This is a genomic window from Actinomyces sp. zg296 (assembly GCF_009829695.1).
Classification (GTDB): Bacteria; Actinomycetota; Actinomycetes; order Actinomycetales; family Actinomycetaceae; genus Actinomyces; species Actinomyces marmotae.
In genome coordinates this window covers 33963-56515 of record NZ_VWPG01000001.1, presented here as the reverse complement: position 1 = coordinate 56515, position 22553 = coordinate 33963, and the positions used below count along the sequence as shown (strand labels likewise).

The following is a 22553-nucleotide window of genomic DNA, read 5'->3' as shown; positions in this document are numbered from 1 at the left end:
GAATTTTCAATTATTGTCTGTGCGAACCGTTGCGCTACGACATCCACGCAGATTCGGAGGAGCCGATCATGGCCTCGAATGATCCCCGCCCAACCAAGGCCGAGCGCCGGGAGGCCGCCCGTGTCAAGGCTCAGGCCCTGCGCGAGGAGCAGGCCCGCAAGTCCCACCGCGCTGCCCTCACGCGCCGCGCCCTCATCGGGACGGGTGCCGTCGCCGTCGTTGGTGGAGTCGCCGGGACGGTCTGGCACGCGAAGTCAGTTGAAGACGCCAAGAAGAACAGCCGCCTTCCCTCCGCTGTCCGCGAAGACGGCTCGTGGACCTACGGAAAGGATCTCGCGGTGGGCTCCTCCACCGCTGACGCCCCGGTCCTCGACGTCTACTTCGACTACGCCTGCCACTTCTGCGCCAACTTCGAGGTGGACCACTCCGAGGAGATGAAGAAGCTCGCCTCTGACGGCAAGATCACCCTCGCCCTCCACCCCGCGCAGTTCCTCAACCAGGACTGGACGAACATGGCCTACCACGCCATGGGCGCCGTTCTCGACAACGAGCCCGACAAGGCCCTCGACTACCACAACGCCCTTCTCGCCCGCTTCGGCGTCGCGTTCTCCAAGAAGGACAAGAGCCTGATCACCAAGACAGCCATCAACGAGGTCGCCTCTGAGGCGGGCCTGTCCTCGGACACCCGGAGCGCCATCAAGAAGGCGCTGAAGTACTCCGGCTATCAGAAGTGGATCGACGCCTCTACCAAGTCCTTCCAGGACGGCGGCTTCCGTGCCACCCCGACGATCCTCTACGACGGGAAGCAGGTCGACTTGAACCTGCTCCAGGCCAAGAACAGCCTGGCTGACTACGTCAACGGCCAGCAGAGCGGCGCAGCGCCCGCCACGCCGACCGCAGCGCCCGCCACGCCGACCGAGACCCCCGCCCCTGAGACGCCCGCCGCTTCGGATGAGCCCGCCCCCGAGGAGGGCGCCGCGACACCCGGCGCCTGAGAGCGTCCCGCGATCCTCGGCGCATGTGCCACACTTGCGCCCGGGCCTCGTGCCGAGGCCCGCACGCCGCGTTAGCTCAGTTGGTAGAGCAGCTGTCTTGTAAACAGCAGGTCGCCGGTTCGAACCCGGCACGCGGCTCCACGCCCATCGGCCGTCAGCGGCATGCGGATCGGGACGCGCGCCCCTCCCGCGTCGATGCGCGGGAGGGGCGCTATTCCGTGGGTCAGGCCCCCGCGCGCCGTTTGCCGACGATGTCGACGGCGACGGCGAGCAGGAGGACCAGCCCCTTGATGGCCTGCTGCCATGCGGAGTCGACCGCCATGATCGACAGTCCCATGTTGAGCACGCCCATGATGAGCGCTCCGATGATCGCCCCGGACACCCTGCCGATTCCCCCGGAGACCGCGGCGCCCCCGATATAGGCGGCCGCGATCGCATCCATCTCATACAGGTTGCCGGCCGTGGAGACCGCGGCCCCCGCGCGGGATGTGGTCACGATGGCTGCCAGTGAGGCGAGGAAGCCCATGTTGACGAACAGCAGGAAATCGACTTTGCGCACGTCGACCCCCGACAGGCGCGCGGCCTTGAGGTTGCCGCCCACGGCGTAGACGTGTCGGCCGAAGACCGTGCGCCCCATGATGAAGGAGTAGACCAGGATGACCAGGCCGACGATGACCAGCACGATCGGCGTGCCCCCGGCCGAGTAGGCGAGCAGTGCCGTGAGCGCCGCGATCGCGGCCGCGAAGACGCCCTCGCGCAGGAGGAAGGCGCTCAGGGGCTTGACGGGGCGGCCCGCGGTCACTGCGCGCCTTCGGGCCCGCGTCTGCGTCAGAACCAATCCGCCGATTGCCACGACGCCGATGAGGATCGTCACGCCGTCGTAGTCCTGGAAGTAGCCCAGCCAGGGCGGCAGGGAGCCATTCGCGATCGAAACGAAACTGGAGGGCATGCCGGAGACGGTGCGCTGGACCAGGACCACGGTCAGACCGCGGAAGATGAGCATGCCCGCCAGGGTGACGATGAAGGCGGGGATCTCCATGTAGGCGACCCAGAAGCCCTGCCAGCACCCCACGAGCATCCCGATGCCGACGGCGATGAGGACTACCACGATCCAGGGCAGGCCCTGGTTGACGATGAGCAGGCCGATGATGCCGCCGATGAATCCCACGAGGGAGCCGACGGACAGGTCGATATGGCGCCCGATGATGACCATGACCATGCCCACGGCCAGGATCATGACGTAGGCGTTCTGCTGGATGAGGCTGGCCACGTTGTTGGGTGACAGCAGGAGGCCGCCGGTGAGGACCTGGAAGAAGAGGATGATCGCGACCAGGGCCGCGAGGATGCCGTACTGGCGCAGGTTGCGCCCCAGGTATGCGTTGACGCCCTTCACTTCGCGCCGTCCTTTCCCGCTGATCGATCGCGGTCGTTTTTCTCGATGGTCATGAGCCGCATGAGGCTCTCCTGGTCCGCCTCGCCCCGTGGGAGCTGGCCGGTGATGCGCCCGTGGCTCATGGCGTAGATGCGGTCGCAGATGCCCAGTAGTTCGGGCAGCTCGGAGGAGATGACGAGGACCGCCTTGCCGGAGTCCGCCAGCTCGCCGATGATCTGGTAGATCTCGTACTTGGCGCCTACATCGATCCCGCGCGTGGGCTCATCGAGGATGAGGACATCGGGGTCGGTGAAGATCCACCTGGCCAGGACGACCTTCTGCTGGTTGCCCCCGGACAGGGAGCCGACCGGGGTCGACAGGGAGGCGGTCTTCGTCCGCAGTTCGTGGCGGTAGCGCTCGGCGATCTCGAGTTCGGCGCTTTCGTCGACGACGCCGCGACGAGATATCTTCCGCAGCGCCGCGGCGGTGGTGTTCGTCTTGACGTCCTGGATGAGGTTGAGCCCCAGCGCCTTGCGGTCCTCGCTGACGTAGGCCAGGCCCTCATCCATGGCCCGGGCAACCGAGGAGGTGGAGACCTCAACGCCGTCCTTGAGGACGGTGCCGGAGATACCCGTGCCGTAGGAGTGCCCGAACACGCTCATCGCTAGCTCGGTGCGCCCGGCGCCCATGAGGCCGGCTAGGCCCACGATCTCACCACGCCGCAGGCTCAGCGCCGCCCCGTCAACCACCTTGCGCGCGGTGTCGATGGGATGGTGGACCGTCCAGTCACGGATTTGGAGGATCTCCTGGCCGATGCTCGGCGCTCGCTCGGGGTAGCGGTTGTCGAGGGAGCGGCCCACCATGAGGCGGATGATCTCGTCCTCGGTGATCGCCCCGGGGCCGTGCAACGGGGCGGTCTGGATAGTCCGGCCATCGCGGATGATCGTCGTGCGGTCCGCGATGCGGGAGATCTCCCCGAGTTTGTGAGAGATCATGACCATGGAGATGCCGCGCTCGCGCAGGCCCCGCATGAGGCCGAGCAGGTGCTCGGAGTCCTCGTCGTTGAGCGCGGCTGTCGGCTCGTCGAGGATTAGCAGGCGCACGTCCTTGGACAGGGCCTTGGCGATCTCGACGAGTTGCTGGTGGCCGACGCCCAAGTCCGCCACTCGCGTCCGCGGCTGAATGTCGAGGCCGACCTCGGCCAGGAGGCGGGCCGCCTCGTCATTGGTGTCGTCCCAGTTGATGACGCCCCCGCGCTGCTTCTCATTGCCCATGAAGATGTTCTCAGCCACCGATAGGTAGGGGCTCAGCGCCAGCTCCTGGTGGATGATGACGATTCCCAGCGCCTCGGAGTCCCGCACGGAGCGGAACTCGCGGACCGCTCCGTCGTAGACGATGTCGCCGTCGTAGGTGCCGCGCGGCCACACCCCCGACAGGACATTCATGAGGGTGGACTTTCCCGCGCCGTTCTCCCCGCAGATCGCGTGGATCTCACCGCGCCGCACATCGAAGGTGACATCCTGGAGGGCGGTGAACCGCCCGAAGGACTTCGTGATGCCCCTCATCTGGAGGATAAGGCCGTCCGGGGCGCCGGCAATGGCGGGAGACGACGTCGATTCGGGGCTCATGACCGCTCCCCTTCCATGCGTCCGCACACCGGGCTCATAGCCCGATCTCCCCGGCGCTGTAATAACCGGAGTCGACGAGGACCTCCTTGACGTTGCCCGCATCGACGGTCACCGGCTCGAGCAGGTAGGCCGGGACCACCTTGACGCCGTTGTCATAGGAGTCGGTGTCGTTGACCTCGACCTGCTCGGACTTGATGATTTGGTCGACCATCGCCGCGCAGCGCTCGCCGAGCTTGCGCGTGTCCTTGAAGACGGTCATCGACTGCCGGCCCGCCACGATATTGGCGACATTGGCCTGATCGGCGTCCTGGCCGGTAAGCGCTGGCCAGTCGGTGGGCCCGTAGCCCGCGGAGTCCAGCGCCTGGGACACGCCCAGGGCGATGGCGTCATTGGGTGCCAGTACCGCTCCGACGCGGGTGGTGGCGCTGTAGAAGGAATTGAGGCGGTTCTCCATCTCCGCCTGGGCCGTGGTGTTGGACCAGGCCTGAATGCCGATGGACTGCCAGTCGTCGACGGACGCGGGCATCTTTCCCGAGGGGCACACGAGGGTACCGGCCTTGACGTAGGGGGCGAGCACATCCCAGGCCCCGGAGAAGAAGAAGCGCGCGTTGTTGTCGTCCGGGGACCCGGAGAAGGGCTCGATGTTGATCGGCCCCTTGGCGGACTCCAGGCCGAGCGCATTGACGAGGTACTTGCCCTGCAATGCGCCGACGTTGTAGTTGTCGAAGGTGACGTAGTAGTCCACGGCCTCGGTGTCGCGGATGAGGCGGTCGTAGGCGATGATCGTGATGCCGAGGTTGGCGGCGGACTGGAGGACCGGTGCCAGGGCCGAGCCGTCGATCGCGCCGACGACGATGACCTTCGGCGACTTGTTGATCATGGTTTGGAGCTGGGAGCTCTGCTGCTCGACCTTGTTGTCGGCGAACTGGAGCTCGACCTGGTATCCCAGGCCGGTCAGGAGCGTCTTGAGGTTCTCGCCGTCGCGGCTCCACCGCTCGAGGTTCTTGGTGGGCATCGACACGCCGACGAGGGCGCCCTGCCCTCCGGAGGACGAGCCGTAGTAATCGGCGGTGCGCTCGGCCGTGCACGCCGCGAGGGCGGTGGCGAGACTCGCGACCCCACCGGCCACGAACGACCTGCGGGTCAGGTTCGACATAGGGCCTCCTTGCCTGCTATGTGAGGGGCGGCCCGACAAGCCGCCTATTTGTTTCACCGTAGCACTTGAAGGATGACCTGTAAACAAGGGTGCCCTGCTTCCAATCGCCGGTGACAGTTCATCCTTAAGACAGAGGTATGGCAGTCAACGACGTCCTGAGGCAGGGCACCTGTTAATGGGGGCGCGGTCGGCGTCCCGGGGCGATGCGCGCTTCCATCGCCCGCGAGATCGGGGTGGATGGGGTTGTGGGGTCTCGGCTGTTCAGCTGTGGGTGAGGAGGAGCTGTGCGGCGGTGTGGTAGGCGGCGCGGATGCGTGGTTGGGGGGTGGCGGTGAGGCGCTCGGGGGCGCTGGGGGTCCAGGCGGGGGGCTGGTCGGTGTTGGTCAGAACCCAGGCGGCTTGTTTGGCGGCGCCGTCGGCGACGCGCTCGGCGGGGGCGGGCGCGTTGACCGGTACGCCCAGGATGGCGGGGGCCAGGGCTTTGGTGCAGGCCCATCTGGTCCCGCCGCCGGTGAGCGTGACCTCGTTGATGCCCACCCCCTGGGCGCGCACGGCGTCCAGGGCGTCGGCCATGAGGCACAGCAGGCCCTCGACGGCGGCGCGCGCGTAGTTGCCGGGCGTGAGGTTGGCCAGGGTCATGCCGGTCAGGATCCCGGTGGCCCCGGGCAGGTTGGGGGTGCGCTCGCCCTCCAGGTAGGGCACGTGCACCAGGCCGCCCGCGCCCTCGGCGGCCGCCAGGGCCAGGGCGTCGAACTCCTCGTAGGACACCCCCAGCACCGTCTTGGCGGCGTCCAGGACCCGGGCGCCGTTGAGGGTGCAGGCCAGTGGCAGGAAGGCCCCGGTGGCGTCGGCGAAGCCGGCCACCAGGCCGCTGGGGTCGTGGACGGGGGTGGTCGACACCGCCGCGACCACGCCGCTGGTGCCCAAGGACACGCTGGTCTGACCGGGGCCAAGGCCCAGGCCCAGGGCCGCCCCGGCGTTGTCCCCGCACCCCGGGCCCAGTACCAGGTGGGACAGGTCGCGTCCCAGGACATCGCGGCCGCCGGGGCCCGCGGCCTGGTGGGGCCCCAGCGCGCGCGGCAGGATGATCGCCTCGGCCTCCTTCTCGCTGATGCGCAGGGCCAGGGCCAGCAGGTCGCGCCGGTAGGCATTGGCCACCGGATCGAAGTAGCCCGTGCCCGAGGCGTCGGAGCGGTCCGTGACTAGGTCCTCCAAGCGCCCGGTGCCCCGCAGGCGCCAGGTCAGCCAGTCGTGCGGCAGGCACACGGCCGCGACGCGCGCGGCCGCCCCGGGCTCGTGGTCCGCCAGCCAGCGCAGCTTGGTGACGGTCAGCGAGGCCACCGGCACCGATCCCACCGCCCGGGCCCACGCCGCGCGCCCGGCCGCCTGGTCGCCCCCGCCCAGCTCGACGATGAGGTCGGCCGCGGCGCCGGCCGAGCGGGTGTCGTTCCACAGCAGGGCCGGGCGGATCACCTCGCCGTCCTCGTCCAGCACGACCATGCCGTGCTGCTGGCCGCCCACGCTCAGGGCCGCCACGTCATCAAGCCCCCCAACGGCGTCAACGGCCTCGCCCAGGGCCCGCCACCACTGATCGGGGTGGATCTCGGTGCCATCGGGATGAGAAGCCCGCCCGTCACGCACGAGGGCGCCGGTGGCGGCATCGCGGATGACGATCTTGCAGGACTGGGTCGAGGAGTCGACGCCGGCAACCAGGGTCGCGCTCATACGGGTGTTCCTTCCGCGCGGGGTGGGAGTGTGGACGAGGACGGCTGGGCCCGCCGTCGGGACCGAGCGCGTCAGGGACGGCGACGCCGGTGGGCGCCACCGCCCCTGACGCGCTCGGGTCGGCTGGATCTGACGGGAGTCCCGGATGATCAGCCGATCAGATGCATGACGGCCTTCTGGTAGAGGTCGACGAAGTGGTAGTCGCGGGCGGCGGCGGCCTCGGCGTCGAAGTCCTCATAGGCGGAGCGGTCGGCCAGGAAGTCCTCGATGGACTCGCCCTCGGCGAGGGTGGGCTCGCCGAGCTCGTAGACGCCGGAGAGCCTCAGGGCCTCCTGGACCCCGGCGTCGGCGCGGAAGGCCTTGGCCTTCTCGGCCAGCTGGAGCCACATCTCCATGTTCGCGGCGGCCGACTCCCACACGCCGTCCATGCCGTCGGTGCGCGAGGGCTTGTAGTCGAAGTGGATGGGCCCGTCGTAACGGGGCCCGCCCCCGGGGAAGCCGTTGACGAGGAGGTCGACGGTGAAGAAGGCGCTGAGCAGGTCGCCGTGGCCGAAGACGAGGTCCTGGTCGTACTTCAGGCCCTTCTGGCCGTTGAGGTCGATGTGGAATAGCTTGCCGGTATTGAGGGCCTGGGCCAGGGCGTGGGTGTAGTTCAGGCCCGCCATCTGCTCGTGGCCGACCTCGGGGTTGAGCCCCACGACGTCGCCGTTGTCGAGCTCGGCGATGAGGGCCAGGGCGTGGCCAACGGTGGGTAGGAAGATGTCGCCGCGGGGCTCGTTGGGCTTGGGCTCCAGGCCGATCCTGAGGTTGTACCCCTTGTCCTTGATGTAGCCCGCGACGGTGTCCAGGCCCTCCTTGTAACGGTCGAAGGCCGCGTTGAGATCCTTGGAGGAGTCGTACTCGGCGCCCTCGCGTCCTCCCCACATGACGAAGGTCGTGGCGCCTAGCTCGGCGGCCAGGTCGACGTTGCGCAGCACCTTGCGCAGGCCGAAGCGGCGGATGGAGCGGTCGTTGTTGGTCAGGCCGCCGTCCTTGAAGATCGGGTGGGTGAAGGTGTTGGTCGTGACCATCTCGATGGCCAGGCCGGTGGCGTCGACGGTCTCCTTGAGCCGGCACACGATCTCGTCGCGCTCGGCGTCGGTGGCGTCGAAGGGGAAGACGTCGTTGTCGTGGAAGGTGATGCCCCACGCGCCGAGCTCGGCAAGCCTCTCGGCGTACTCCCACGGCTTGAGAGCGGCGCGAGTCTTGTCGCCGAAGGGGTCGGCCGCCAGCCAGCCGACAGTCCACAGGCCGAATGAGAACTTGTCTTCCTTCGTGGGCTTGCGAGCCATGATCTCCTCCTCGAGCCGGACATGCGCCCGTATTTGTTTGGCGGAACAACTATGGCATGCCGATGAGGTAGGGTCAAGGGGTGCCCGCTCGTACCATCTCGGCGGCATCGTCGTCACCTGCCGCCAGCACCGCCTCCTCGGCGCGCCAGTCGACGCTGCGCACCGCGAACCTCGCACTCGTCGCCCACCAGGTGCTGTCCGCCCCGACGCCGGTCTCCCGGGCCGATGTCGCCGCCTCGACGGGGATGACTCGCTCAACGGCCTCGCGCCTGGCCGACGACCTCGTGGCGGCCGGCATCATCGCCGAGTTGGAGCCGGCCCCCTCCGTCGGTCCTGGCCGCCCGGCCGTCCCGCTCGTGGCGCCGAGCGGCACCTTCGTGGCGCTCGGACTGGAGGTCAACGTCGCCTACATGGCCGTGCGCGCCATCGACCTGTCCGGTGACCTGCTCGCGGAGCGCGTTGTCGTCGACGACTTCGCCGGCTCGGATCCCGCGCGGGTCCTCAGCGCCCTCGCGCGCCTGACCACCGATGTGCTGACCATCGCGGCCGTCCGGCAGTCCACGATCGTGGGGGCGGGGCTCGCCCTGCCCGGCCTGGTCTCCGGGGACCGGCTGCTGCGCGCCCCGAACCTGGGCTGGGAGGACCTGCGCCCGTCGGACATCCTGGCGCCGGTGCTCGAGCCCGCCGGGCTGACCTCTATCCAGGTCGGCAACGAGGCGAGCCTGGGCGCGCTGACAGTCGGGCGCCGGCGCCCCGCCATGGTCCACGCCTGGCCCAGTTACATCTACCTGTCGGGGGAGAATGGGATCGGCGCGGGACTCGTGCGCGACGGGGCCGCGGTCGACGGCGCGAACGGGTTCGCCGGGGAGATCGGGCACGTCCAGGTCGATCCGCGCGGCCCGGAATGCAGCTGCGGCAACCGCGGATGCCTCGAGCGCTACGCCGGGCGCCGCATCATCCTGTCCGCGGCCGGGTTGGCCGACGACGCGCCCGCGGAGAGACTCGTGGCGGCCTGGGAGGCGGGGGAGCCCCGGGCCAGGGCCGCTGTCTCGCACGCGGCCCACGCCCTGGGCGTGGGCCTGGGAGCGGCCATCAACATCCTCGACATCCCCATCGTCGTGCTCGGCGGCCATCTCTCCCCGCTGACAGAGGTGCTGCGCCCCGAACTGGAGGAGGAGTTGCGCGTGCGCGTCTTGGCCTCGGCGTGGTCCCCCCCGCAGGTGCTCAGGGCCGACAAAGACCAGATGTCCGGGGCCACGGGCGCGGCCTGGGCGCTATTGGAGGGGGTCGCCGCGGATCCCAGCGCCTGGATGTAGGGCGCAGCCTCCGGGCCTGACCCACTCGGGCCCCCGAGTCCCGCGCCGGATGCCGGGAATGAGGCGGTGACGCGGGAGACTGGGCCCATGACCGCCCACGACTCGCGCCCCTCCTCCGCCCCGGGCGGGCGGACCGCGCCGCCCGCCCCCGCGTCCCCGGCACGGCCGACCTCCCCTCCCGCCCCCGTCCTGACCGCGCGCCAGGCCGCCGATCTGCGAGCGGATCTGGAGGAGTCCGGATGGGGCGTCGACGCCGTGGCCGTCCTCATCGGAAGCGTCGCCGAGGCCGCCCTGCGCCGGGAGATCCGCCTGCCCGCCCTGCGCGCTGTAAGGGCCGCCCTGGAGGCTGGGCGCCAGGCGGATGCCGGGCCCAGCCCGGTCGCCGTCCTCACCGCGCTGTTCATGCTCGGCGAGCCCGTGAGGGCGGCAGAACTCGATAGCGCCCTCCCGCGCACCGGGGCTCGCGGCGCCGCCCGGATCGGCCTCGTCGCGCTGGAGAGGCGCGAGGAGGCCGAGGCCCGCGGGGACCGCCCGGGACGAGCCGCCCTCGCGCGCGCCCTGGTGGACCTGCGTCCACACGAGGCCCGCGACGACGCTGGAGAGGCGCGCTGGTGGGTGGCCTCCGACGTCGGGGAGCTCGTCTCGGGGCAGGCCCTGGCCCCCGATCACGTGCTCGGCATCGGTGGCGCCGGCCTCACCCTGGCCGGGCTCGCGCCGCGGCGGCCGGTGGGCGACGCGCTCGACCTGGGCTGCGGCTGCGGCATCCAGAGCCTCTACCTCGCCCGACACGCCGAGCGCATCACCGCCACCGACATCTCCGAGCGCGCACTGGCCTTCACCGCCTTCAACGCCGCGCTCGCCGGCATCGCCCCCGAGCGCCTCGAGTTCCTCGCGGGCTCCTTCCTAGAGCCGCTCGGTCGACGCCGGTACGACCTCATCGTCTCCAACCCGCCCTTCGTCCTCACCCCACCCGCCGTGCGGGAGGCCGGCCTGCCGCTCATGGAGTACCGCGATGCCGGTGGGCCCGTCCTGCCGCGCCTCGTGCCGGGCCTCGCCGGGATGCTGGCCGACGGCGGCACCCTCGTCATGCTCGGCAACTGGGAGCACGGGGCCGGTGCCGACTGGCGGGCGAGCGTGGGGGAGTGGTTCCCCGACGACGTCGACGCCTGGGTCATCGAGCGCGACGCCCAGGACCCGGTCGAGTACGCCACCATGTGGCTGCGCGACGGCGGCCTGGCCCCTGAGCGCGAGCGCGACGCCTTCGAGGCCGCCCTGGGCGCCTGGATCGGCGATTTCGAGGCACGCGGCGTCGAGGCGATCGGCTTCGGCTACCTCCTGGCGCATCGGCCCGAGGCCGTGGGCGCCGGAAGTTCCCGTCGCGGGCCCTGGCGCGTCCTGGAGGAGGTGAGCACGAGTCCGTCCGGGGCCCTGGGGGCTCATGTCGCGGCGTCGATCGCCGTCCGCGGCCGGCTCGCCCTCCTGGATGACGACGACGTCGCCGCCCTGAGGCCGGTCGTCGCCGCTGACGTCACTGAGGAGCGCTACCTCGTGCCCGGGCGCGCCGACCCCAGCGTCATCCTCCTGCGCCAGGGCGGCGGGCTGGGGCGCTCCGTCCAGGCGGGCACCGCCCTGGCCGCGCTCATTGGCGTGGCCGACGGCGAGCTGTCCATCGCCCAGATCGCGGGCGCCGTCGCCGCGCTCTTGGACGCCGATGCCGAGGCGCTCACCGCCGAGCTCGTGGCCCAGTGCCGGGATCTCGCCGCCTGGGGAATGCTCTCGCTTTCCCCCGCCCCCTGATCAGGCGCGAGACCGGTCGAAAACAGGCGCGAGACCGGTCGAAAATACGAGCGAGACCGGTTCGGGGTCGCGCGGCTGTACCGATCGAAGCGCCGCGCGGCCGCGGCGCGGCGTCGGATGGTGACGCAGTGATTCCGCAAGGCGGTCGGCCCGGCGCCCGGCACGAGCCCGTAGATACGGTGAGGCTCACCTGATTATCGGCCGACTGGTGGAGAGACCTCGCATGACCAACCCCTGGGAGATCTACGACGCGCTCATCGACGACCTCCCCGATGACGCGCGCGTGACTGCCGTCCATCGCGGCCCGCAGTGGACGCGCGTCTTCAACGACCGTGGCGGCTGCGGCGCGGGTTACACCATCGACGCCCACTCGCGCCCGGCGCTCAGCGCTGACTCCCCGGCGGAGGGCCGCCCGCTTCGCGACATCGCCTCACTGGCGAAGTCCTGGAACCTGGCCGAGGCGAGCGTGGGCCTCGCCGCGATCAACTCCTGGTACTCCCGCGAGGAGACCGCCGTCGCCAATGGCTTCGCGCCCACGGGGGAGGGAGTGGGGTGGCGAGAGGTCTTCGACCCCTACAACGAGCGCTTCGCCGGAGGCCGCATCGGCGTCATCGGGCATTTCCCCTTCGCCCGGGGCGCGCTGACCCGCGCCGCGGAGGTCCTCATCCTGGAGCGCGACCCGCGCCCCGGCGACTACCCCGACACCGCTTGCGAGTACGTGCTCGCGGATTGCGACGCCGTCCTCATCTCGTCGTCGAGCCTCGTCAATAAGACGATGCCCCGGCTCATCGAGATCGCCGTCGGCGGGGGAGCGCACACGGTCCTCGTGGGGCCGTCGACGCCGATGCACCCGCTCTTCCTCGACCTCGGCGTCGACACGATCACCGGCTGGGTGGCGGACCGCGGTCTGGAAACAGACATGCTCGATGTCCTTCCCGGCATCGGCCCCGGCCGACGCATGCATCTGCACCGAGTTCCGTCCTGACCTCGACGGGAGGGATGCGGAGCGCCGTGGGCGGACCGGTCTCGCTCTTGTTTTCGACCGGTCTCGCTGGATTAGGGGAGGCGCCAGTCGATGGGGGCCGCGCCCTGCTCGACCAGCAGCGCGTTGGCGCGCGAGAACGGCCGTGAGCCGAAGAACCCCCGGGAAGCGCTCAACGGCGAGGGATGCGGCGAGGCGACGATCGGCGTCGATCCCAGCATCGGGGTCAGCGACTGCGCGGGCCGGCCCCACAGGATCGCCACCAGCGGTCCGCCGCGCTCCACCAGCGCCTCGATCGCCCGCTGAGTCACCTGCTCCCAGCCCCATCCCTTGTGCGAGGCCGGCGAGCCCGGCCGGACCGTCAGCACCCTGTTGAGCAGCATGACCCCCTGGCGAGACCACGGGGTGAGGTCGCCGGAGGTCGGCCGCGGCACGCCGAGATCGCTCACGAGCTCGGTGAAGATGTTCTCCAGGCTCCGGGGCGGGCGCACGCCCGGCGTCACGGAGAAACTGAGCCCCATGGGGTGGCCCGGCGTCGGGTACGGGTCCTGCCCCACGATGAGGACGCGCACGTCGTCGAGCGGGTATGTGAAGGCGCGCAGCACATCCGTGCCCGCCGGCAAGTAGCCGCGCCCCTCGGCGATCTCCTGGCGCAGGCGCGCGCCGATCTCATGGATCGTCTGCTCCACGGGCGCCAGGGCGCGCGCCCACGAGGGGTCGATGATCCGGTCGAGTGGCTGGGGCTCACGGGACTCGCTCATGCCCCGAGCGTAGAGCGTCATCGCCGCCGAGGACGCATGAGCGAGATCCCGCGGGCGCTTCCCGGCCGACCCGCCCCTGAGCCCGCCGGGCCGCTCGCGCCCATGGATCAGCGGGAAGGCATGGAGCAGCGGGCAGGTATGACCGCGCCCTCGTCGTGTCCGGTGCGCCGGGGGGTGGCGGGCCGGTATTCTGCCCGCGTGAGCCATTACGACTACCCCGCCGACGAGTTCGACGACGGCAGGGGCGCTGGACCCGCGCCGATCGGCGTTCACCGTGCCGAGCTCCCCGCCTGGCGGAGCTGGGTATCCCTCCTCGCTGTGCTCATCCTGGTCCCGATCCTGGCCTGGGGGGCGGTCAAGCTCCTGGGCCACTCCAGCAACAACTCCACGAGCACGGCGGGAACGTCGACGGCGTCCCCCACCGCCACCCCCAGTGACGGCGCGGGTGGCGCCTCCGCCCCTGTCACGGCCTCCGCCACGCCGACGGGCGAGGTCAACATGTCCACCGGCATCACGCTCTACAACGGCACCACCATCCAGGGCCTGGCGGGACGCACCGGCGAGAAGCTGTCCGCCGCCGGATACACGCAGGTCACCGTCTCACCGGGCGCCTACACCGTTGAGCGGCCCACGAAGACCACCGTGTACTACGACTCGGCCGAGCGGGCCGCCACGGCCCAGGCGATCGTCGCCGTCCTTGGAGGCGGCGAGGCCGTGGAGGACCCGGGGCAGGCCCAGTCCAACCCGATCGTCATCATCCTGCGCGAGGACTTCCCGGGCGCCTCCGAGGACGGCCCCAACGGCGCCGCCGCCAGGCCGGGCAACGGCGGCAACGGCAACGGCAGGGGCGGCAACCGCTGATGAGCGCCTGATGGGTGACGCGTGCGCGCCCGACCCCGCCGCCCCGGTTGAGGAGCCGTCGTGCGGCACGGGGACCCTGCGGCGCCGGAGCGCCATCGCCCTGCCCCTCCTCGCGGGGGGCGCGCTCGCGGCCATCCCCGCGATCACGCGTCTGACCGCGCGCCCCGAGCCAACCCTCCTCAGCGAGGGGCTCGCCGTCGGGGCCGGCGGCCTCGTCCGCCCGCTCGCCCCCGGAGCCTCCGTCGACTACCTCGCCGGCACGCGCGTGCCCGCCTCCTCCGCCGACCCCCTGGCCCTCGACGACGCCGCGCGCGCCGCAGCCCACACCGCCTTCCAGCGGCGCGCCTCCGGCGCCCGCCTTCCGCGGGGCCGGTGGCGGGATCTCGCCGCGGACGCCCTGGCCGACCTCCTCGCGCTCACGAGCCCCTCCCTCGCCGTCGAGCCCGCGCCCGCCACGGATGCGGCGGCCCCATCCGCCGAGGCGGAGGGCTTCCCGGTGGGCGCCGTCGTCGCCGGCCCCGTGGGCGCTTGGCGCTACGTGTGGCCGCGCGACGCCTCCTTCGCGGCCGTCGCCCTCGACGCCGTGGGACTGAGGGAGGAAGCCCTGGCCATCCTCCGCCAGCTCGCCGCGCTGCAACTGCCCGACGGCGGATTCGAGGCCCGCTATGACGCCGCCGGCCAGGTGCCGGATAGCCGCCCCCGCCAAGAGGATGGTGCGGGCTGGTTCCTCTGGGCACTCGGTCGGGTCATCGCGGGGGGAGGGGCCGTCCCCGCCGGCGGAGGCGCCCCGCTCAACCCGGCCGACCTGGGAGACCTGGGAGACCTGGCCGATCCCGCCGGCCGGGCCGCCGGCCGACTGATGACCCTCACCTCCACGCCCTCCCACCTGCCCCCGGCCGGCCCCGATTACTGGGAGGTGCCCGAGAAGCGGACCACCCTCGGCCTGGCCGCGCCGGTCCTCCTGGGGCTGGAGGGGGCGGTGGCGCTCGCGGGCTCGCTCCTGGCTGATCGCGTTGGCCCGGTGGTGGGCGCGCCGACGGGAGCCCCCACCACCGGCTCATCCCCCGCCATCCCGAGCCGCGAGGCGCTCGCCCAGCGGGTGGGGCAGACACGGGCCGCCATCGAGTTCTCCTTCAACCCCGGATGGGGCCGCCACGTGCGCGATGACGACGTCGACGCCGCGATCGCGCTCGTTGGTCCGCCCTTCACCCGGGCCCTTGCCGGCAGCGCGCGAGCCCGCGCCAGCGCCCGAGCGCGGATGACCCGCGCGGCGGGCGGCCTCGCCCCGGGCTCGGGCTGGCGCGACGACGGCGTCTCCTGGACCCCGGAGACAGCGCTCCTGGCATGGTCGGCAGCGGCGCTGGGGGAGCGGACCGAGGCCGAGGAGCTCATGACCTGGCTGGAATCGCACCGCACGGCGGCGGGCGCCCTGGCGGAGAAGGTCCTGTCGGATGGACGGCCCGCCGGCCCCGCGCCCCTGGCATGGACCTGCGCGCTCGTGCTGCTGGCGGCTGGCGAGCTCGCCGGCTGACCGACTCGGGGCCGCCGGGGCGCCTGCTCGGCGCGCCTGCCCGGGGCGCCCACCAAAGGGGGCGGGTTCGCCGTCGGGGGAAGCCGGGCGCGTGGCGCGGCGGGCATCTTGCACTCGGGCACCGAGAGTGCCAGCATTGCCGTTAGCACTCGGAGCCTTCGAGTGACAATTGACCCGGCTGGGACGTGAGGGCCGGTGCTGGGCGTGACGTGAACGCCCGGTGTCGATCCGTCCGTCGCGGGCGCGGACCAGCCACCCACCACGCAGTGGAGGAACACAATGCCCAAGATCATCGCTTTCGAGGAGGAGGCCCGCCGCGGCATGGAGCGCGGCCTCAACGTCCTCGCCGACACCGTCAAGGTCACCCTCGGCCCCAAGGGCCGCAACGTCGTGCTCGACAAGAAGTGGGGCGCCCCCACGATCACCAATGACGGCGTGACCATCGCCAAGGAGATCGAGCTCGAGGACCCCTACGAGAAGATCGGCGCCGAGCTGGTCAAGGAGGTCGCCAAGAAGACCGACGACGTCGCCGGTGATGGCACCACCACCGCCACTGTGCTCGCCCAGGCGCTCGTGCGCGAGGGCCTGCGCAACGTCGCGGCCGGCGCCAACCCGATCGCCCTGCGCCGCGGCATCGACAAGGCCGTGGCCGCCGTCGTCGAGCGCCTGCTCGCCGACGCCAAGGACGTTGAGACCCAGGACGAGATCGCGGCGACCGCCTCCATCTCCGCCGCCGACTCCCAGATCGGCGAGTTCATCGCCGAGGCCCTGGAGAAGGTCGGCCACGAGGGCGTCATCACCGTCGAGGAGTCCAACACCTTCGGCCTCGAGCTTGAGGTCACCGAGGGCATGCGCTTCGACAAGGGCTTCATCTCCCCCTACTTCGTCACCGACGCCGACCGCCAGGAGGCCGTCCTCGAGGACGCCTACGTCCTGCTCGTGGAGTCCAAGATCTCCAACGTCAAGGACCTCCTGCCGCTGCTGGAGAAGGTCATGCAGGCCGGCAAGCCGCTGGCGATCGTCGCCGAGGACGTCGAGGCCGAGGCCCTGGCCACCCTCGTCGTCAACCGCATTCGCGGCACCTTCAAGTCCGTGGCCGTCAAGGCCCCCGGCTTCGGTGACCGCCGCAAGGCGATGCTGCAGGACATGGCGATCCTCACCGGGGGCACCGTCATCTCCGAGACCGTCGGCCTCAAGCTGGAGAACGCCACCATCGAGGACCTGGGCCAGGCCCGCAAGGTCGTCGTCACCAAGGACGAGACCACGATCGTCGAGGGCGCCGGTGACAAGGAGGCCATCGAGGCCCGTGTTGCCCAGATCCGCGGCGAGATCGAGAAGTCCGACTCCGACTACGACCGTGAGAAGCTCTCCGAGCGCCTCGCCAAGCTGGCCGGTGGCGTCGCCGTCCTCAAGTCCGGCGCTGCCACCGAGGTGGAACTCAAGGAGCGCAAGCACCGCATCGAGGACGCCGTGCGCAATGCCAAGGCCGCCGTGGAGGAGGGCATCGTCGCCGGTGGTGGCGTGGCCCTCATCCAGGCCGCCGCCGCCCTGGAGGGCCTGGAGCTCTCCGACGACGAGGCCACCGGCGCCGCGATCGTCAAGGTCGCCCTGGAGGCCCCGCTCAAGCAGATCGCCGTCAACGCCGGCTACGAGGGCGGCGTCGTGGTGGACCGCGTGCGCAACCTGCCCACCGGTGAGGGCCTCAACGCCGCCACCGGCGAGTACGTGAACCTGCTCGGGGCCGGCATCGCCGACCCGGTCAAGGTCACCCGCTCCGCTCTGCAGAACGCCGCGTCCATCGCGGGCCTCTTCCTCACCACCGAGGCCGTCGTGGCGGACAAGCCGGAGCCCCCGGCCGCCCCGGCCGGCGGCGGCGACGAGATGGGCGGCATGTACTGATCCGCTCCTCCCCACGCGGGGGACTTCTCAGGGGCGTCAGCCCCTGGGCCCATCGACGGCGGGCCGTTCCACTGGTTCTCAGTGGGGCGGCCCGCCGTCGCGCGGAGCGGCTCACTGGGGGGCGAAGAGGGCCTGGTTGCCGGACTCGGCGCTGGAGTAGGAGTCGGCCGAGATGCCAAGCGCGGCGCGGAGCATGTCGAGGCTGTTCTGGACCCGCGATTGAGTGAGGTGCCAGGAGGCCGCCGCCGCGCTCATGGACATGGAGGCGGTGCCGGACCAAGTGGTCTCCAGCGTGGCGATGTCGCTGTTCATGGCGTCGACCTCCGCCTGGATGGTGGAGATGCGGGTGGCGGTCCGGCTGGCGGTATCGGAGACCGCCTGGGTGTCGACGGAGAAGATGGGCATGATGGGGCCTTTCCTGCGTGGGTGGGCGCCGGGCGGCGCCGTCGATCCACGGTAGGCGCGCGTGGGGGACGGGCTGGCGCGCCCTCCACAAGAGAGCCCGGGCACCCCGCGCCTGGCCGCCTGTGGTGCTGCGCGCCCGGGGTCGTGCGACGCCCTGGCCCGCGAGGTCATGCCTGTGGTGACTAATTCGCGCCCCTCCCGCCGAGGCCGTCACCAAAAGCACGAAGTCGCCGAGGGCGAGGGGCGGAGGAGGCGCTCAGAGGAGCGCTAAGCGGCACAGGGGCGCGGGGCTCAGAGACCCCCGGCCCCGTCGTCGATGATCTCGTCGAGAATCGGCATGAACTCGCCGGTACGGGCCTCGCGAGCGATCTTGGCCTCCTCGGTCTTGAGGCGCAGGCGCTCGGCCATGCGCTCGCGCTCCGCCTGGGCCATCGCCTGGCGGCCGCGCGGCTCAGGAACCTCCCCGGCACGGGGGGACGACAGCAGGCGGTCGATGTCCTCGGCGCAGGTCTCCATCGAGGTGGCGTGCTCATCATGCTCGCGCTGCCTCTCACGGGCGCGCGGCACCCCCCGTGGGGGCGTGTGCGGTGACGGCGTGGACGGCGCCGATGGGACTGAGCCCGATTCCGCCGGGGGCTCAGGCGGGACCGAGGAGGGCACGGCCTCGGGGCGCGCCTGCGCGGCGGGGCGGGAGGGGGACGGAGGCACTGGGGCCTCCGTCGGCTCGGCGGGCTCGACGCGCTCCGGGGCCGCCGTCGAGAGCGCCGGGGCGCTCGGAGCCGTGGACGCCGGGGTCGCCTCGGTGGGAGCCGGGACGGCCCTCATCCCAAGCTCGGGGGCGGTGGGCGCGGCGGCGCCGCCGGCGGGAGCGGGGACGACAGCAGGGTCGTTGCTCGGCAGGGCCCCTCCATCGGGCATCTTCGCCAGGGCGCATTCGATCCTGCTCTTCTCGGCGGCCAGGTTCTGCCGGGCGGGCAACTCCCAGCGCTCACCGAGGGGCGAGGAGAAGAGGCGGTCCCGATCCAGGAGCCGGGTGATGATCGCCAGGCGCGCCTCGTAGTAGCGCTCGTCGGGGATGTGGGCGTACTCCTCGCGCACCGCCATCCGGTACTTCTTGTACATCTGCGGCTCGACGGCGAGGGTTCCCAGGTCCGCGTCATTGAGGGCGCTGGCGTCCATGTCGTTGGCCGGCAGCGTATGACTCTTGAGGTTGAGGATGAGGGCGCAGACCCGATCCACCGTGGCGTCCGGGACGCCCAGGGCCGACAGTTCCTTGGCGGCCAGGGCGGCCGAGGCGACCTCGTCCTCGCCGCCGTTGCGCTGGTAGGTCTCCTTGGTCTCCGCGGAGAACACGCAGCCGTGGTACCAGGCCGCGATGCGCATGACATCGGGGTAGTGGGACTCATCCGCGAGCTCGTCCACGCGGGCGAGCATGTCGATGACGTGCTTGAGGTTGTGGAAGCGGCGGTCCGGCGTGGACCAGCGCTCGATGAGCTCCTGACCGGCAGCGCGGAGCCGCTCCGGATCAGCCGTCGTGCCCAGGGCCTTGAGGCTGCGCACGAAGGCGGGGAGCAGCCACTGCGGCGCGTCGCTGACGGCCATGCCATGCCTCCGATGCCTCACAGGAGTTACAGAACAGCTGTCATCGTAGGGCTGCGGGGCGGGAAAGTCGAAGTGCGATCGTGTTCCACCTGCCACCCCGGGCAGCGTTCCCCATCGGGGCCCGCGCGGGGGCCTTTGACCTGCTGCGGCGCCCCGTGCCTACCCGTGCCTACCCGCGCCTACCCGCGCGCGGCCCGTCGCCCGCCGGCACGGGGGCCTGCTCGGGTTGGGCCAGAGGGAGTTCGATGCGCACCGTGGCGCCACCGCCCGGGGTGGGGGTGATGCCGATCGTCCCGTGGTGGCGCTGGACGATCGCGGCGACGATCGACAGGCCGAGCCCCGATCCGCCGGTCTCCCGGTTGCGGGAGGTGTCCGCCCGGTAGAAGCGCTGGAACACCTTGCTCGCGTCCGCGGGGGCGATGCCCGGGCCATGGTCTCGCACCTCGATGATGGCCGAGCGGCCGCCGATCGGCCCCAGCGCGATCTCCACCGGGGTCCCCGCGGGCGTGTGACGCACCACGTTGCCCAGGAGGTTGGTGACGACCTGGGCAAGCCGGTCGCGGTCCCCCATGACGGTCAGGGGCTGGGGGGCCTCGGGGCCGCCGTCGAGCCTCAGCAGCGCGCAGTCGCGCTCGGGGGCCAGGACCACCATGTCCGTGAGCGCTCCGGCGCACACGGCCGTGAGATCGACGGGGGCGGTGTCCATCTTGCGGCCCTCATCCATGCGGGCCAGCTGGAGCAGGTCCTCGACGAGGCGGCCCATCCGGGTGGCCTCGGACTCGATGCGCCCCATGACCTCGCTCGTGCGTTCCGCGGGCACGCCGCCCATGCGATAGAGCTCGCCGTAGCCCTGGATCGCCGACAGCGGTGTGCGCAGCTCGTGGGAGGCGTCGGAGACGAACCGCGTCATGCGCACCTGCGCGGTGACCTGCACCGAGAAGGCGTGCTCGTTCTGCTGGAGCATCGTGTTGAGGGCTTGTTGCAGCGAGCCGACCTCCGTCATCGGCGGCTCGGTCACCGGCACGCGAGCGGACAGGTCCCCCCGGGAGATGCGCCCCGCCACGCCCTCGATCTGCCGCAGCGGGCCGAAGGACCGGTGGACGAGGTAGGTGGCCAGGGCCGCCCCGACGAGGACGACGACGACGTCCGTCACGGCGACCACGACCCTGGTCTGCTCCACGGTGTCCCGGACATTGCGCAGTGGCAGCGCGATGGCGACGATGCCGGCGTAGTCGCCATCCTGATCCTTGATCTCCAGGGGCAGGACGCGCCAGTAGTGGCCCGGCAACGAGGAGGGGACGGTGAACGGCTCGCGGTTGTCCAGCGACAGGGTTCCCAGGGACGGGATGCCGTACTCCGCCGTCGTCTTGTCATTGACCATCCGGCCGATCTTGCCGCTGGAGTACTGGGCCTCCAGGTAATAGGTGGTGGGGGCCTGCGAGCTCCTGCCATCCTGCTGGAGGTACTCCAGGCCCCGGTCGCCGATCGTTCGGGAGGTCACCTTGAGCTGGTTATCGACCTGCCCTATGAGGTGGGTCTGCAGCAACTGGGTGGTGACCAGGGATGTGGCCAGGAGCCCCACGGTGAGCAGGCCCGTGGTGATGAGCGCCAGTCGGGTGCGCAGCGGTTGGGAGTGCCAGTAGCGCTTGGACTCGATGATGGGGTGGAAGCGGCCCCGCCTCCGGGATGGCGGCATCACTCACCCTTGGGCTCGCGCAGCATGTAGCCCACGCCGCGACGGGTCTGGATGAGGGGCGTCACGGTGGTGCCGTCGATCGCCTCGATCTGGTCGACCTTCCGGCGCAAGTAGGAGATGTAGGACTCCACGATCGCGGCGTCCCCGCTCCAGTCGTACTCCCAGACGTGATCGAGGATCTGGGTCTTGGAGACCACGCGCCCCGCGTTGATCATGAGGTAGCGCAGCAGCTTGAACTCGGTGGGGGACAGCTCGACCTCGACGCCGGCACGGTGGACCTCGTGCGCGTCCTCGTCGAGGATGAGGTCGGCCACGCGCAGCGTGCCGTCATCGGTCTCGTTGACGGCGTTCGTGCGCCGCAGGATAGCGCGGATGCGGGCCACGACCTCCTCCAGGCCGAAGGGCTTGGTGACGTAGTCATCCCCGCCCACCGTCAGGCCCTGGACCTTGTCATCCATGTCGTCGCGGGCGGTGAGGAACAGGATCGGCGTGGCGATCTCCCGCTCCCGCACCCGTCTGGCCACCGTGAAGCCATCCATGTCCGGGAGCATGACGTCCAGGACGATGAGGTCGGGATCGTTGGACTCGATGGCGCGCAGCGCCTGATTCCCATCGGTGGCGGTGACGACCTCGAACCCCGCGAAGCGCAGGGAGGAGGCGAGCAGGTCGCGGATGTTCGGCTCGTCGTCGACAACGAGGAGCTTGGCCTCGGTGGATGCCTGAGGCGTGCCGGTGCGCGTGTCGAGATCCATGCGCCCATTGTCGCAAGATTCCTGGAAGGTATCTGAATGGTCGCTGGGAATCCTGGATGGCGGGGCGCCTCGGGGCGCTGGGCCCGCCGCTCAGATGAACTGCAGCGGGTCGAACTCCTGCAGCGGGATGATCCGGATGCGCGGCAGTACGGAGGTGAAGGCGTCGACGTCGTACTCCAGGTCGTGGATCCTCAGGCCCCTGGTCTCCAGGGCCGCCAGATGGGAGTTGAGGAACTCGCGGAAGCACAGGATGCCGACCTGGGCGCCGCCGTCGAGGAGCCGCTCGACCTGGGGGATGTAGTCGCCGTCGTGACTTCCCAGGAGCACCTGGAGACGGGCGGAGGCATCCTCGGCGCGCTGAGCGGCGAGGCGCTCGGCCAAGGCGTCGAGGGTCCGCTGGATACCGGTGTCCACCACCTTCTCATCGGCGGCGCCGGAGCCCGACAGAGGGATCGGGCGGTAGTCCATCGCCATGAGCGCCTGGATGAAGCCCATCGGCATGTGACCGCTTGTGGCGTTGAGGAAGAACAGGCCGTGGGCGTCCTCGCCCTGGCCGTCCGACGACGTCGCGTCCGACAAGGAGTCGCAGAAGGACAGGACGCGGTCCCACCTAGGGCGCTCATCGGGCTCGGGGCGGCGCCCGAGAACGCTCATGCCGAGGGTGGCGTCGATGTTCTCGCCATCGATGAGGAGGTAGGTGGGGCTGCTCATGCGCCTATGGTAGCCGGGCGGCGCATGGGTGAG

The 22553-nt window shown here is 70.9% G+C and carries 18 protein-coding genes and 1 tRNA gene; 8 read left to right on the top strand and 11 right to left on the bottom strand.

What is annotated here, in order from left to right; translation table 11 throughout:
* The first annotated feature begins 68 nt into the window (after nucleotides 1–68).
* A complete protein-coding gene (locus GVV76_RS00220; RefSeq protein WP_159522518.1) occupies nucleotides 69–995 on the top strand; it encodes a DsbA family protein in 927 nt (308 codons plus the stop codon).
* A gap of 65 nt (nucleotides 996–1060) precedes the next feature.
* A tRNA-Thr gene (locus GVV76_RS00215) sits at nucleotides 1061–1136 on the top strand.
* 82 nt (nucleotides 1137–1218) lie between these two features.
* Here the strand turns inward: GVV76_RS00215 and mmsB are convergent.
* From mmsB to xylA, 5 genes are all read right to left on the bottom strand, one after another.
* Complete coding sequence (gene mmsB / locus GVV76_RS00210) at nucleotides 1219–2388, bottom strand: multiple monosaccharide ABC transporter permease (protein ID WP_159624054.1); 1170 nt, start codon at nucleotides 2386–2388, stop codon at nucleotides 1219–1221.
* The gene (gene mmsA / locus GVV76_RS00205; protein ID WP_159624052.1) at nucleotides 2385–3995 is read right to left on the bottom strand and encodes a multiple monosaccharide ABC transporter ATP-binding protein; all 1611 of its coding nucleotides are present in this window, start codon (nucleotides 3993–3995) and stop codon (nucleotides 2385–2387) included. The genes mmsB and mmsA overlap by 4 nt, the downstream gene beginning before the upstream one ends.
* Nucleotides 3996–4029: 34 nt before the next feature.
* A complete protein-coding gene (gene chvE / locus GVV76_RS00200) occupies nucleotides 4030–5151 on the bottom strand; it encodes a multiple monosaccharide ABC transporter substrate-binding protein (RefSeq protein WP_159624050.1) in 1122 nt (373 codons plus the stop codon).
* 261 nt (nucleotides 5152–5412) lie between these two features.
* Nucleotides 5413–6876 carry an FGGY family carbohydrate kinase gene (locus GVV76_RS00195; RefSeq protein WP_159624048.1) on the bottom strand — a complete coding sequence of 488 codons (1464 nt, stop codon included), beginning with the start codon at nucleotides 6874–6876 and terminating at the stop codon, nucleotides 5413–5415.
* Nucleotides 6877–7025: 149 nt separating this feature from the next.
* Complete coding sequence (gene xylA / locus GVV76_RS00190; RefSeq protein WP_159624046.1) at nucleotides 7026–8207, bottom strand: xylose isomerase; 1182 nt, start codon at nucleotides 8205–8207, stop codon at nucleotides 7026–7028.
* Between the two features lie 80 nt (nucleotides 8208–8287).
* Between xylA and GVV76_RS00185 the strand changes: the two genes are divergently transcribed.
* From GVV76_RS00185 to GVV76_RS00175, 3 genes are all read left to right on the top strand, one after another.
* Nucleotides 8288–9523: an ROK family transcriptional regulator gene (locus tag GVV76_RS00185; RefSeq protein WP_159624044.1), complete on the top strand. Its 1236-nt coding sequence runs from the start codon at nucleotides 8288–8290 to the stop codon at nucleotides 9521–9523.
* A gap of 87 nt (nucleotides 9524–9610) precedes the next feature.
* Nucleotides 9611–11320 (top strand): DUF7059 domain-containing protein, encoded by a 1710-nt coding sequence (locus GVV76_RS00180; protein ID WP_159624042.1) that lies wholly within the window; start codon nucleotides 9611–9613, stop codon nucleotides 11318–11320.
* A 223-nt stretch (nucleotides 11321–11543) separates the two neighbouring features.
* Nucleotides 11544–12305 carry a Rossmann-like domain-containing protein gene (locus tag GVV76_RS00175; RefSeq protein WP_159624040.1) on the top strand — a complete coding sequence of 254 codons (762 nt, stop codon included), beginning with the start codon at nucleotides 11544–11546 and terminating at the stop codon, nucleotides 12303–12305.
* Nucleotides 12306–12376: 71 nt separating this feature from the next.
* Here the strand turns inward: GVV76_RS00175 and GVV76_RS00170 are convergent, their stop codons facing one another.
* Nucleotides 12377–13063, bottom strand: a complete 687-nt coding sequence (locus GVV76_RS00170) for a uracil-DNA glycosylase (RefSeq protein WP_159624037.1) — start codon at nucleotides 13061–13063, stop codon at nucleotides 12377–12379.
* 198 nt (nucleotides 13064–13261) lie between these two features.
* Here GVV76_RS00170 and GVV76_RS00165 point away from each other — a divergent pair, with 198 nt between their 5' ends.
* From GVV76_RS00165 to groL, 3 genes are all read left to right on the top strand, one after another.
* A complete protein-coding gene (locus tag GVV76_RS00165; protein WP_159522536.1) occupies nucleotides 13262–13924 on the top strand; it encodes a LytR C-terminal domain-containing protein in 663 nt (220 codons plus the stop codon).
* A gap of 10 nt (nucleotides 13925–13934) precedes the next feature.
* Complete coding sequence (locus tag GVV76_RS00160) at nucleotides 13935–15455, top strand: glycoside hydrolase family 15 (protein ID WP_159522538.1); 1521 nt, start codon at nucleotides 13935–13937, stop codon at nucleotides 15453–15455.
* A 279-nt stretch (nucleotides 15456–15734) separates the two neighbouring features.
* Nucleotides 15735–17354 (top strand): chaperonin GroEL, encoded by a 1620-nt coding sequence (gene groL / locus GVV76_RS00155; RefSeq protein ID WP_159522540.1) that lies wholly within the window; start codon nucleotides 15735–15737, stop codon nucleotides 17352–17354.
* 111 nt (nucleotides 17355–17465) lie between these two features.
* Here groL and GVV76_RS00150 read toward each other — a convergent pair whose 3' ends face one another.
* The 5 genes from GVV76_RS00150 to GVV76_RS00130 all read right to left on the bottom strand — a co-directional run bounded on the left by GVV76_RS00150 (nucleotide 17466) and on the right by GVV76_RS00130 (nucleotide 22520).
* Nucleotides 17466–17759 (bottom strand): WXG100 family type VII secretion target, encoded by a 294-nt coding sequence (locus GVV76_RS00150; RefSeq protein WP_159522542.1) that lies wholly within the window; start codon nucleotides 17757–17759, stop codon nucleotides 17466–17468.
* Nucleotides 17760–18050: 291 nt separating this feature from the next.
* On the bottom strand, nucleotides 18051–19361 hold the full coding sequence (locus GVV76_RS00145; RefSeq protein ID WP_159624035.1) for a hypothetical protein: 1311 nt from the start codon (nucleotides 19359–19361) through the stop codon (nucleotides 18051–18053).
* 169 nt (nucleotides 19362–19530) lie between these two features.
* Nucleotides 19531–21057 (bottom strand): sensor histidine kinase, encoded by a 1527-nt coding sequence (locus GVV76_RS00140; protein WP_159624033.1) that lies wholly within the window; start codon nucleotides 21055–21057, stop codon nucleotides 19531–19533.
* On the bottom strand, nucleotides 21057–21809 hold the full coding sequence (locus GVV76_RS00135) for a response regulator transcription factor (protein ID WP_159522548.1): 753 nt from the start codon (nucleotides 21807–21809) through the stop codon (nucleotides 21057–21059). Before GVV76_RS00135 ends, GVV76_RS00140 begins: the two co-directional genes overlap by 1 nt.
* A 90-nt stretch (nucleotides 21810–21899) precedes the next feature.
* Nucleotides 21900–22520 (bottom strand): nuclease, encoded by a 621-nt coding sequence (locus GVV76_RS00130; protein ID WP_159522550.1) that lies wholly within the window; start codon nucleotides 22518–22520, stop codon nucleotides 21900–21902.
* Between the last annotated feature and the right edge of the window lie 33 nt (nucleotides 22521–22553).